This is a genomic window from Candidatus Epulonipiscium viviparus (genome assembly GCF_000171335.1).
GTDB classification, from domain to species: Bacteria; Bacillota; Clostridia; order Lachnospirales; family Cellulosilyticaceae; genus Epulonipiscioides; species Epulonipiscioides viviparus.
This window is the reverse complement of record NZ_ABEQ01000035.3, coordinates 1-13,400: the sequence shown is the minus strand read 5'-3', so window position 1 is coordinate 13,400 and position 13,400 is coordinate 1. Positions and strand designations below refer to the sequence as shown.

At 37.2% G+C, this 13,400-nt stretch carries 8 protein-coding genes; 5 read left to right on the top strand and 3 right to left on the bottom strand.

The genetic code is table 11. The annotated features are described in order from the left end of the window. Nucleotides 1–56: 56 nt before the first annotated feature. Nucleotides 57–1,751: a carbon starvation CstA family protein gene (locus tag EPU_RS06380; protein ID WP_010167777.1), complete on the bottom strand. Its 1,695-nt coding sequence runs from the start codon at nucleotides 1,749–1,751 to the stop codon at nucleotides 57–59. A 205-nt stretch (nucleotides 1,752–1,956) separates the two neighbouring features. Between EPU_RS06380 and EPU_RS06375 the strand changes: the two genes are divergently transcribed. After that, nucleotides 1,957–3,486 carry an alpha-L-fucosidase gene (locus tag EPU_RS06375; RefSeq protein ID WP_029488137.1) on the top strand — a complete coding sequence of 510 codons (1,530 nt, stop codon included), beginning with the start codon at nucleotides 1,957–1,959 and terminating at the stop codon, nucleotides 3,484–3,486. Between the two features lie 62 nt (nucleotides 3,487–3,548). On the opposite strand, the gene EPU_RS06370 is transcribed toward EPU_RS06375, so the two are convergent. Beyond that, nucleotides 3,549–4,520, bottom strand: coding sequence for a D-2-hydroxyacid dehydrogenase (locus tag EPU_RS06370; protein ID WP_010167773.1), 972 nt, complete (start codon nucleotides 4,518–4,520; stop codon nucleotides 3,549–3,551). Between the two features lie 73 nt (nucleotides 4,521–4,593). After that, on the bottom strand, nucleotides 4,594–6,477 hold the full coding sequence (locus tag EPU_RS06365; RefSeq protein WP_010167770.1) for a heavy metal translocating P-type ATPase: 1,884 nt from the start codon (nucleotides 6,475–6,477) through the stop codon (nucleotides 4,594–4,596). A gap of 332 nt (nucleotides 6,478–6,809) precedes the next feature. Here EPU_RS06365 and EPU_RS11745 point away from each other — a divergent pair, with 332 nt between their 5' ends. The 4 genes from EPU_RS11745 to EPU_RS12705 all read left to right on the top strand — a co-directional run. Then, on the top strand, nucleotides 6,810–7,376 hold the full coding sequence (locus tag EPU_RS11745; protein ID WP_010167768.1) for a DUF4430 domain-containing protein: 567 nt from the start codon (nucleotides 6,810–6,812) through the stop codon (nucleotides 7,374–7,376). Nucleotides 7,377–7,515: 139 nt separating this feature from the next. Further along, nucleotides 7,516–10,353 carry an excinuclease ABC subunit UvrA gene (gene uvrA / locus EPU_RS06355; protein ID WP_029488136.1) on the top strand — a complete coding sequence of 946 codons (2,838 nt, stop codon included), beginning with the start codon at nucleotides 7,516–7,518 and terminating at the stop codon, nucleotides 10,351–10,353. Between the two features lie 57 nt (nucleotides 10,354–10,410). Beyond that, the gene (locus EPU_RS06350) at nucleotides 10,411–11,214 is read left to right on the top strand and encodes an SDR family NAD(P)-dependent oxidoreductase (protein WP_010167764.1); all 804 of its coding nucleotides are present in this window, start codon (nucleotides 10,411–10,413) and stop codon (nucleotides 11,212–11,214) included. Nucleotides 11,215–11,365: 151 nt separating this feature from the next. Further along, nucleotides 11,366–13,400 (top strand): L,D-transpeptidase (locus EPU_RS12705; RefSeq protein WP_010167762.1); only part of this gene is annotated, 2,035 nt, incomplete at its 3' end.

Genomic DNA, 13,400 nt, shown 5'->3' with positions numbered 1-13,400 from the left:
AATGGGGCTGTTATCGCTAAATAATAGCCCCCTATACATATCAATTACCTTTAAGATTACCCTGCTATCGCGGTGCTGTCTTCGGTCATGTCTTCATCTTTTTTAAATAGCTTCTTGATTCCTTCGTATGTTACGCTTGCGCCTAATCCTGCTATTAGAATTGCAAATATCAATTGTAAAATGTTTCCAGTATTGATACCTTCGCCTGCCCCAAACAAGATAACTAGCTTAATAATATTTTGAGCCAACGCAGAAAACGTGATTATCATCATTACACATATCGGAATAATCAACATCCCGTTCTTCTTTTTTGCATGCTTTAGATACACCGCACAGGCTAGCAACGCTATTACGGATAGCAACTGATTTGATGCCCCAAATAATGGCCAAATTGCCGCATACCCTAACTTTGCCAATGCATATGCCATCGCCAATGTCGCCAATGTTGCAAAATATTTATTTGCCAATACGGTAGTTACCGCGTTTGGCTTTTTGGTATCATCAATAAACAACTCTTGAAAAGATATTCTCCCAATTCTCGCAACAGAGTCTAAACTTGTTAACGCAAATGCCGAAACTGCTAAATTTATTAATGTAAAAACTACATTATGTGGAAGTCCCAAAGTGTTCAAAAAGTTGGCAATTGCTCCTGCAAAAATTTGTGCCGGCGTTGTGTATCCGTTGGCAGCAGCTTCCCCTGAAGCAAACGACGCAACCGCTATCAATGCGATTACGGCTAACAATACTTCTAACAACATAGACCCATATGAAATCGGCAGCATGTGCTTTTCGTTTTTAATCTGCTTAGATGATGTTCCAGAAGATACTAGTGAGTGAAATCCTGATACTGCGCCACATGCAATTGTTACAAACAAGAACGGGAACATGCTCAATCCCCCTACATTAAATGCCGTAAACATCTCCATATTGATTTCAGGATTAGCAACAAACACTCCYACMACTGCGGCCAAAATCATGATTACCAACAGGTATGAGTTTAAATAGTCACGAGGTTGAAGCAACGCCCAAACTGGAGTAATGGTTGCAATGCCAATGTATATAAATATTATTAGATGCCAACTAGACCCTTCAACAAAAATAGGAAACATCATTCCGAGMGCTATCCCCGCAACGAGCAACGCTACCGCAATACTAGTATTTATACCTTTACTAAATCGATACTTTTTTAGAATAAATCCGAGTGCTACTGCCTCTGCAATAAAAATCATCGATGTGCTCGCAACAGCACCGTTGGCTTCGATCTCTGCTCCAGAATTTGCAAAGCCATCAAATGTTGCTGCAACAATATCCGCAAACGCGGCGATCACCAAGATGCAAAACAGCCAGCAAAATAGTAAGAACATCTTTTTACCCAATTTTCCTATATACTTTTCTATTAAATAGCCTATAGTTTTACCTTTATTTTTAACAGAAGCGTACATCGAAACAAAGTCTTGTACCGCACCAAAAAATATTCCTCCGATGATAACCCATAATAGAACTGGCAACCACCCAAACATAGCGGCCTGAATTGGACCATTGATCGGCCCCGCCCCGGCAATCGAYGCGAACTGATGTCCAAACACCACATTCGCATCTGCAGGAACGTAATCCACTCCATCTTCATATTCATATGCTGGAGTTTTTTTATCTGCATCAATGCCCCAAGTTTTTTCGAGCCACTTGCCATATAATATGTATGCCAATCCGAGAGCCACAATTGCAATTGCCATCATTGTAATACCATTCATTTTCTCTTCCTCCCTATTATTAAATCTTTTCTACAAATTCATTACAAAACAATTATATCACTTTTTGACGGCAGCGTAAACTATTATTGCAATTTTTGTTCACATCAAAAGTTTTTTAAAAAATTTTGAATATTTTTTAATAGTATCAATTACCGGTTTATGATAATATAAAACAGTAAAAATCTTTCTTGTTAGGAGTTTAATTATGATAATAGAAGCAGCAGAGTATTCAAAAGAACATTTAAATAATTACCTTAAAACTATCGATGAAGTAATTTCAAAAGGTCCGTATAAAGATGACTGGGAAAATCTCGTTAACTATCCGGTTCCAAAATGGTATCGCGACGCAAAGTTTGGAATCTTTATGCACTGGGGCGTATATACTGTACCTGCATTTGGCAGTGAATGGTATCCCAACTTTATGTATCGCAAAGGAGCCATCCAGCGCGGCAAAGATATTTATTCATTTCATCAGGAAAATTTTGGAGCAGGAATTGACTATCGCGACTTTGTGCCTATGTTTAAGGCCGAAAAATTTGATGCAGATGAATGGGCTGAATTTTTTAGAGAATCTGGTGCCAAGTTTGTAATGCCCGTTGCCGAACATTGTGATGGATTTCAGATGTATGATAGCGTGTTAAGCGATTGGTGTGCCAGCAAGATGGGACCACAAAAAGATGTGATGGGGCTTTTGAAAACMGCCATCGAAGCAAAGGGGATGACATTTTGCGCATCATCGCATCGAATGGAACATTACTGGTTTATGGGCGGAATGCGAGAGCGAGAAGATGACCCTGTCACGTATATTCCATATGGGGATATGTATTGGCCATCTTATGAGCGTAAATTTGATACCGAAAGCGGCGAAAAAACTCCTTCATTTGGAGCAATCGACTTGGTAAATATCGATGAATTGTTTATGCAAGACTGGCTTGCTAGAACCTGTGAAATTGTGGACAAATACCGACCTAAAATTATGTACTTTGATTGGTGGATACAAATTAAACCGATGAAACCGTACCTCAAAAAATTTGCAGCATACTATTATAACCGCGGCAAAGAATGGGGCGAAGAAGTTACTATCAACTATAAAAACGACGCATTTGCGCATACTTCTGCAGTCAAAGATATTGAGCGAGGACAACTTAGCGGCATCTCGCCATACTTCTGGCAAAACGATACTTCTGTTGCCAAAAACTCTTGGAGCTACACACCTGGCAATATTTATAAAGATGCCAGCGAGGTTGTTGCMACRCTAGTCGATGTGGTTAGCAAAAACGGTTCCTTRCTTCTTAACGTGGGGCCTAAATCAGATGGTACGCTTCCAGAAGGAGACGTCAAAGTTTTGAGAGATGTTGGCAAATGGCTTCGAGTGAACGGCGACGCTATTTATGGATCGTATCCGTATCGAAAATATGGTGAAGGGCCTACTGTAACAGAAGAGGGTCACTTTAGCGACATGAACTTTAAGGGCTATGCTACCGATGATTTTAGATTTACGTGCAACAARGCCAAAATATATATCTTTGCAATGAACTGGCCTGCCGATGGCGTAATTCACGTTAAAACATTTGGAAACGTGCAACACAACAACCGCTTTAATGCCGTAATCAAAAAGGTTTCTATATTGGGGCACGGAGAATGTGAATTTAGATCTTGCGACGCGCATCTAACCATTATTGGACCAAAAATTAAGACCAAATATCCGGTAGTAATCCAACTGGATGTAGATTAATATAATACCGCCGCAGCTACTGATTTTTTAGTATTTGCGGCATAGGCAATACTCGATGTTTTTTATTTTTCTATCCCATTTACGCAATTAACTATGTTTCCATTTTGAAACTTTTGCAAATTATCCACTGCAATATCGAGCAATCGTTGCCTACTTTCTATTGGTGCCCAACTTATATGCGGTGTAATTATACAATTTTTGGCATAAAGGAGAGGGTTGTTTGCTCTAACCGGCTCTTCACACACTACGTCCAAACCTGCGGCATAAACTTTTCCCGAATTTAACGCATCAGCCAAATCTTCTTCTACAATTAGCGACCCTCTAGAATTATTAATGATAATTACACCGTCTTTCATTTTATTAATATTTTCTTTACAAATAATACCTTCTGTCTCTTTAAACAATGGACAATGCAACGAAATTACATCGGATTTGGCAAGTAACGTATCCATAGCCACGTATTCCGCGATCGATTTTCCTTCATCAGTTTCATAATTATCCACGGCGATAATTTCCATTCCCATTGCTTTTGCAATCTTTCCGGTATTAATTCCTATGCGTCCAAAACCTATGATTCCTAATGTTTTACCAGCCAATTCGATAAGAGGAAAATCCCAAAAGCAAAACTTTTGATCTGCTTCCCATCGACCATTTTTTACTTCATTTGCATGATGACCTATATGATGACAAATTTCTAGCAATAGTCCGATTGCAAATTGACCAACAGCTTGCGAACCATATGAAGGCACGTTACACACTGCAATTCCATTTTCCTTGGCGGCATCGATATCGACGATGTTATATCCTGTTGCTAATAAGCCTATAAATTTTAAATTTGGTGACTTTTCGATAACCTCTCTATCTAGCGGTGTTTTGTTGGTATAAACTGCAGTTGCATCTCCTATCCTCTCTAAAATAGCTTTGTTGTTAAAATCAGTTTTATCATATACAGCCAAATCTCCCAGCTTACTAAGAGGTTCCCAACTGAGCTCTCCAGGATTTAGCATATGACCATCTAAAACAACTATTTTCATATAATTTACCTCCAATATTTAATATATTTCCGAAATATGTTCATTATATCATGCATCGTTCATATATTATAGATCACTTGATCTTTTTGTTACATAAATTTATAACATTCAGCAGTACTAAAATCAAACTAATATTATATACCACCACAGTTTCGCGCGTATTTAAAGTTCCACTTATGGACAGGGCCAATATCACACTACTCGCCAAAAACAACAAAATGATGTTAAACTTTATCGCAAAGAGAGTTACATTTGAAAGTTTTTTGATATACAAAAGTTTGGTAATCTCATCACCCATTATAACAATATCTGCAGCATCGAGGGCAACATCGTTACGCACTGATCCTATAGCAATTCCAACATTTGCCGTCTTTAGAGCGGGGGCATCATTGATTCCATCTCCTATCATGCATACGTTTGATGGCTTTTCTATAAGAGATTGAACGACCACCACTTTACCTTCTGGCAAAAGTTCTGCGTATACATTATTGATACCAACTGCCTGAGCTATGAAATTGGCACTCTTTACATTATCTCCTGTTAGCAACACCGCCTTATTTACGCCTAGCTCTCTCAACTTCGCAACTACACTGAATGATTCTTTTCTAATTTTGTCAGCGAATCCTATTAATCCAATTATTTTGCCATCAACGGCCACTATGTCTATTATCTTTCCTTGATCCACTAGCAGATTTATGGCCTCTTGAATGCTTTTGGAAATTCTTATCTTTGCATCTTCTCTCACCAATCTTTCGCTTCCAGCAAAAACAGTTTTATTATCCCATTTGGCCAAAATACCTTTGCCTTCTAAACTTTCAACATCCTGAAGTTCTAATATCGGCATATTATTATTAATAGCATATTTTTTGAGAGCTCTTCCGATTGGATGTATCGATTGCCATTCTACCGACGCGGCTATGCTGATTATTTTTTGTTCGTCATATTCAAATGCTAYAACATCAGTGATTCTCAACTTTCCTTCTGTGATTGTACCAGTTTTATCAAAAGCTATAGTACAAGCGTCACCCATCTGCTCTAGCGCTATTCCAGACTTGATAACCACGCCCTGCTTTGTGGCACGCCTTACTGCCGAGATCACTGCAACTGGAGTAATCATCGTTAATGTATATGGGCAAAATGTTATTAAAGCCGCCAGYGCGCGGTTCATTGCAAAATCTTTTTGATCTGCATACAAATTTAACCCTATATATATTAATATTGATGTTATAATCGCGGCTAAAACCACCCACTTAGACCACCTGTCTATAACTTTTTCTATAGGAGCTTTTTTGGCCTCTGCCTTCGTTACCAACTTAATCATCTTTTGCATCGAAGAATTTTCAAAGGTTTTGATCGTCTTTATATCTACAGCATTGACGCTATTCGTTGTTCCYGCAAATACTCGATGACTTATACCTTTATCTATCGGCAAGCTTTCACCAGTTATGACACTCTGATTAACTGCAGTATAGCCTGCTACAATCACTCCATCGACCGGAAAATTTTCGCCTGGCAAAACTCTAACAATGCTTTCTAACGCCACTTCTTCTGTATCAACCATAGTCTCTATGATATGGAAATCATTTTTTATGGTAATTACCCGCGCTTTTTTAGGAACTACTTCTACAATATTATATACACTATCTTTTGCTTTTTGGATAACTCTATCTTGAATACTTTTACCCAAAACCATAACAAATATAATCTCTCCTGCGGTCACAATATCATTTACACATATACATGCCACTATTGCTATGCTTACAAGAACGGCAGAGCTTATGTAATGTTCTTTTATAAATCTACATATAGCCATATAAATAGTTGGCACCCCCAAAAGAATTACAGTAACCCACGCAAAGTTCACCATATTTATGCTTATAATACTCATTATCAAACAAATACCGGATATACTTAACATTAATTTTGAAGTTAATAATTTATTAAGTTTTTGCTGCATTTCATTACCTCATCTTTCTTTCACTTTAGTTCATACAAATTAATTATATGCCTGGGTGTATACTTAATTTACAAAATATACAGTTTTAAAACGAATTATAGTTTGTCCAAAATATTTATTGACATTTTTTAAAATCAATGCTACAATTTTTTTATAAATTACATAAATAAAATATATAGACATTTATTTAATCAAACATTAATACAATATTAATAATGCTTTTTAAGAGGGGGGGATGTATGTTATAACCAATTTTAACCAATTAATTAATGCATATACTGAAATAATTCTAAAGGAAAGGTGGATGGTTTAAATATAAACCTTTGGAGAAAATGAAACTAACTAAAAAATGTTTATTTAGCGGCTTGACAACTCTTTTTATCTTTACTATTGCTTGGGGAGCTAACGACACCACTACTATAGATGCTACACAATATTTAGCATCCAATACTTTACCCAATATTAAAGCCCTTGAAAATAAAATAAATGTGACTTTTAGTATAGAATGCGATACTCTCTTAGAAGATGTGAATCGAAATAAGTTAAATTTTCTAAAACGCCGACGCGTTCCTGAAGATGGTGATATATATCCTACTAGCATTGTTACTCTTTTGGAAAATGAGAGTGTTTTTGATTTATTGCTTCGCTTGAGTCGAGGGAATGAATTTGAGCTAGGTTATTCTAATTTACTTTTTAGCGATGCAACACATATTGAAAGTATTGGCAACTTTGAAAAGTCTGATGCGGGAAGACGCAGTGGCTGGATTTATCGTGTCAACGGGATCTTTCCGAACTATAGCTGCACTGAATATAAACTATCCGATGGTGACGTTGTAGAGTGGCTTTATACTTGTGATTATGGTCGTGACCTTAACAACGGCAATAGAGTTTATCAATAGAAAATGATTTTTGCTTTGGGAGATGCCTTCAGATACATTGAAGCTCTCCCTTTTTTAATGCGCTGTTAACATTCAATGTTTAAAATGTATTCTTATAGTACATACTCTATTTAAAATAATATCATGTAGAGGAAAAATAATGAAAAATAAATTGATTATTAAAGGTGCACGCGAACACAATTTAAAAAATATTGATTTAGAATTAACTCGAGACCAACTGATTGTATTTACCGGACTTAGTGGCTCTGGAAAATCTTCATTAGCATTTGATACAATATATGCAGAAGGGCAAAGGCGTTATGTAGAATCTCTCTCTTCATATGCTAGACAATTTTTAGGACAAATGGAAAAACCCGATGTGGATCAAATTACAGGGCTCTCTCCTGCTATATCCATAGACCAAAAAACTACTAGCAAAAACCCTCGCTCTACTGTTGGAACAGTGACAGAAATATATGATTATTTACGATTATTATTTGCGCGAGTCGGAATTCCTCATTGCCCTAAATGTGGCAAAGAAATCAAAAAGCAAACCATTGACCAAATGGTTGATCAAATCTCCAAATTGCCTGCGAAAACTAAGATTATGCTATTAGCACCTGTTGTACGTGCCAGAAAAGGTGAACACAAAAAGATACTGCAATCAGCTGTTGAGCAAGGCTATATCAGAGCAAAAATTGATGGCGAATTGGTAGATTTAACTGAGGATGAAGTTACCTTAGATAAAAAGAAGAAGCATACCATAGAAATTGTAGTTGACAGACTTGTTATAAAAGAKGGCATTAGCAAAAGATTAACCGACTCAATCGAAACAATTATGAAACTTACGGGCGGTATATTGATAATAGATGCAGGCACGCAAACACTACAATTTAGCGAAAATTTTGCTTGTCCTGATTGCGGCATAAACATAGAAGAGATCGAACCACGATTATTTTCGTTTAACAATCCTTATGGAGCTTGCCCCGAATGTACTGGGCTTGGTCAAACGCTAGAAGTGGACAAAGATTTGATCATTCCAAACCCAAATTTAACTCTCAGAGAGGGCGCAATTGCCGTTATCGGATGGGGCTCTATTGCGAATAAAGAAAGTTACGCCTATGCTTTATTTGAAAAACTTATGGAGCAATATAATTTTGACTTAGATACCCCTTTTATCAAATTACCGGCAACTGTTCAGAACATGATTTTATATGGCACCGATGGCAAAAAGGTTAAATTTACCTATTATGGAGAATATGGCACCAGAACTTATGATTATGCATTTACGGGCATCGTCGAACATGTCATGCGAAGATATAGAGAAACAACATCAGCWGGAATGCAAGCCGAGTATGAATCGTATATGACTAGCATTCCGTGTAGCCGTTGTCATGGCAACCGTCTTAAGGATAGCGCATTAGCAGTCACAGTTGCTGGTAAAAATATATCTGAARTAACTCAGTTGCCAATTGGAGATTTAAAAGATTTCTTTCTCAATATAAATTTATCTGACAGGCAGCTAGCAATAGGTGCTCAAATTTTAAAAGAGATCAATGCAAGRATAGGATTTTTGGTAGATGTGGGAYTAGACTACCTTTCGCTTGCTAGATCCAGCGGCACATTATCTGGTGGAGAATCTCAACGAATACGCTTGGCAACGCAGATAGGATCTGGCTTGGTAGGAGTCTTATATATATTAGATGAGCCTAGCATTGGTTTGCATCAAAAAGATAACGAAAGACTTATAAAAACGCTTATTAAATTGAAAAATCTTGGCAATACTCTAATTGTTGTCGAGCACGATGAAGAGACGATGGTTGCTGCCGACTTGATTGTGGATATCGGTCCTGGTGCCGGAGAACATGGCGGTGAGATTGTTGCCGCTGGACCCATCAGCAAGATAGTTAAGAACAAAAAATCCCTTACAGCAGATTATTTGAGCGGTCGTAAAAAAATAGCAATACCAGAAGTGCGCAGAGCAGGCAATGGTCATAAGCTTATAATAGAAGGTGCAAAAGAGAACAATCTTAAAGATATAACTGTTACTATTCCGCTGGGAGTTTTTACCTGCATAACCGGCGTTTCTGGATCTGGAAAAAGTACCTTAATTAATGAAATTTTGCTAAAAAAACTAGCAAGAGATTTGAATCGTGCCAAGGTCAAACCTGGTGCGCACAAAGATATTCTTGGACTTGAAAACTTGGACAAAGTAATTAGCATAGACCAATCTCCTATAGGAAGAACTCCTCGTTCAAATCCTGCCACATATGTTGGAGTATTCGATTTAATTAGAGATATTTTTGCGCAAACACAAGAGGCTAAAATAAAAGGCTATAAAAAAGGTCGATTTAGTTTTAATGTTAAGGGTGGGCGCTGCGAAGCTTGCAAGGGAGATGGTGTTCTAAAAATAGAAATGCACTTTCTTCCAGACGTATATGTTCCCTGCGAAGTTTGTCATGGAAAACGATATAATAGAGAGACATTGGATATTCAATATAAAGAAAAAACTATTTCCGATGTATTGAATATGACTGTTGCCGAAGCCTTTGAATTTTTTAAAAATATCCCCAGTATTGCAAAGAAATTAAAAACATTAATCGATGTTGGACTTTCTTATATCAAGCTTGGCCAACCATCCACAACTCTTTCTGGCGGAGAAGCTCAGCGTATAAAACTTGCCACTGAACTTAGCAAACGAACTACCGGAAAAACAATATATATATTAGATGAACCAACAACGGGGTTGCATTTTGCAGATGTAGATAAGCTTATCAGAATATTAGACAGGCTTGTAAATAATGGAAATACAGTTGTAGTAATCGAACATAATTTGGATATTATCAAAATTGCAGACTATATTATAGACTTGGGACCTCTTGGTGGAGTCAAAGGGGGAACTGTTGTTGCAACCGGCACACCCGAAGAAGTCGCAACAGTAAAACAATCATATACCGGACAATTTCTAGAACGAATAATATTAGCAAACCAAACATAATCCCTATTATAGACTTCGCATTATACACTATAATCTATACTTGAAGGAGATTTTAACATGAAAAAAGTAGCATTAATCACAGGAGCATCTAGCGGGATAGGTCTGGAACTTGCCAAACTACATGCGTACAAAGGGGGCGATCTAGTAATCGTTGCGAAAACAACGGAAGATTTAACACACGTTGCCGAGCTAATCGATTCTAAATGTCAATCAAAAGTTTATTGCATTRCAAAAGACCTATCTAAACCTGGAGCCGCAACAGAGCTTTATAACGAAATAAAGTCACAAGAAATAGAAATCAACTATCTCATAAACAATGCCGAACTTGGCAATCAAGGATATTTCTATGAACAAGACTTAGAAACCAACCTTGCCATGATGCAAATCAATATGATTGCCGTTACCGAACTTACCAGAAAATTTTTACCCGACTTTATAGCAAGAGGCTTTGGAAAAATTCTAAATACTTCATCCACAGCAGCTCTAATGCCCGGACCACTTCAAGCTGTATACTATGCCACAAAAGCATACGTTACATCTTTTTCTAATGCAATAGCGTCTGAACTCGAAGGCACCGGAGTAACTGTAACCGCACTAATGCCTGAGGCTACAGAAACTCGCCTTGCGCAACGATCTCGAACCGAAAAAACAGAATCATTCAAACAAACTGCTTCTGCTAGCAAAATTGCGCAAGAGGGATATGAGGCAATGATGCAAGGAAAGCTTGATATTATTGCAGGAATCCCATTTCCTCTTAGCATAATGTTAAAGACATCTCCATTTTTTTCTAAGAAGAAATTATTGAATCATATTAAGAAAAGTCAACAAGTAGAACAACTTGATACCGCACCTATACAATAAAAATGTGTATATCCCTACTCTAACAATGAATCTGGTCCTCTAAAAACTTTAACTGGGCTAGATTTATTTTATTTAAATCCATTGCCAATAAATGTAAGATTTGATATAATGTTTATCGACTATATTTTATCAACAAAAGGGTGGTTGTGGTATGAAAAACAAAGTATTACTAGGGGCAATAAGTTTATTTTTTTCTATGCATTCATCTACATTTGCTAAACCCATTGATTTTTTAGAGACACAAAATTTGTTTAGTGATATCAATATTTCAGATGAAGAGAAACAAAATTGGCTTATAGAAATCGGAATGTTGCAAGGCACTCTTGCACAAACAAAGTACGCACAAATAAATGGACAAAATGTAGCTTTATATACGTATGATAACGTGGATTATGTCTTTACCAATCCAGGTATAAACAATATGAATACAACGCAGGCCATTCTGACCGCCAACTCTCCTGCAAATCTCAACTTTACATTGTCAGATCAAATACTAACATCCGGAGCACTCGAAACTTATTTTTTACACGGTAGCAATGGGATTTACGTTCCAATAAACTCTCTTTCAAACATCTTTTCTATTGCAAATAACGGCAATTATTATTCCTTGGTCGAGAAAAAAAATAGTGAACTAAACAATCTTTTGCAAACATCCAGTTATGGGATTCACAATTTAACTTCAAATTTATTGAGTGTTACATATGAGGACAACTATAGTCAAACGTGGGAAATTGAAAATTTGTTTCCACAATATACTTATGGTATAAATGCAGACAACATCAACATTACAAAAATCGAACAAAATGGTGAAACTATCTATACTCCTCCAAAAGTTGTAGATACTACCGCAGAATTTAATAAAATTGTAGCAACCAACACGCAGTATGTACAACAAAAAATAGCGGCCAAAAATGAACAACTTGAAGCAACACGATTGGCAGAAGAGGCACGAATAGCAGAAGAAACGAAAAAAGCCGAAGAGGCAAGAAAAGCTGCAGAAGCACAAAAAGCCGCAGAAGCACAAAAAGCTGCAGAAGCGCAAAAAGCTGCAGAGGCGAAGAAGCTCGAAGAAACAAATAAAACGCTTGATTCTATCGACGATTTTGATGCACAAGTTGAGTTTATAGAGGCAGTTAAAAAAGCTGAAGAATCGAGAATAGCCGAAGAAGCTCGAATAGCAAAAGAAATTTATCAAGTAGAAGAGACACGCATTTCATTAGAATTACAACAAGCTCAAAAGGCACGCGATGATATCCAAGCAATGGTTGATACAGAAAAAGCTAGGCTGGATACCCTCGCCAACAACAAAACTACACCTCTTACATCTGCAGAACAAGCAGTTCTCACAGCCTTAACAAACGCCGTAAAAGTTTCACAGAGCCAAGTAGATACAGAACAAGCAAAACTCGATGCACTTGCCAAAGCCGAATCCGCACGTGCTCAAGCCGAAAAGGCCGCACTTAAAGCTGCAGATCAAGCTCGAATAAATTCACTTACAAAAATAGAAACCGAAAAAGCTAAGGCTCAAGTTCAGGCACAAAATTTAGAAGCAGTGTTTCCAGCATATATTATTAAAGGCAAAATGAGGTATTCAACAAACGGATTAAAAGCTGGTCAGGAAGTAACTATTCATATGGCAGAAGACGGGTACAGCTATTATATCGATACCAACAATTATCTAGAAACTAAAACTGGCTTAGTAGTTGTTCCTTGGGATAGCGTTAGCTTATACAATGACCCTCCAGTAAACAAAAATAGAGCAACGACAGAGCAAATTGAAACATATGTAAATAGCTTAGGGCTCACCAGCAAAACTAATCGCTTGGTTTGGACCGATTTACATAGGCAAAGAACCTATATATTCGAAAAGGAAGATGGCAAATGGGTATTATTTAAAGATTTAATATGCTCTACCGGGAAACGCAAGTCACCAACTCCTCGAGGCATTTATTCATTGACTGCTTATGTTCCTTATTTTGGAGTTAACAAGGGCTATATGGCCAAAAATGCAGTGCAATTTTTTGGAGACTATTTATACCATTCCATTATTTTTGACAAAACTGGCAGCTATTTATTGGAGGGATACGGAGTGCTAGGCGACCGCGCATCTCAAGGCTGCATTAGGTTTGATCCAGATGTGAGTGAGTGGTTTTACAAAAACATGAAACTTGGTACCGCCGTTTATA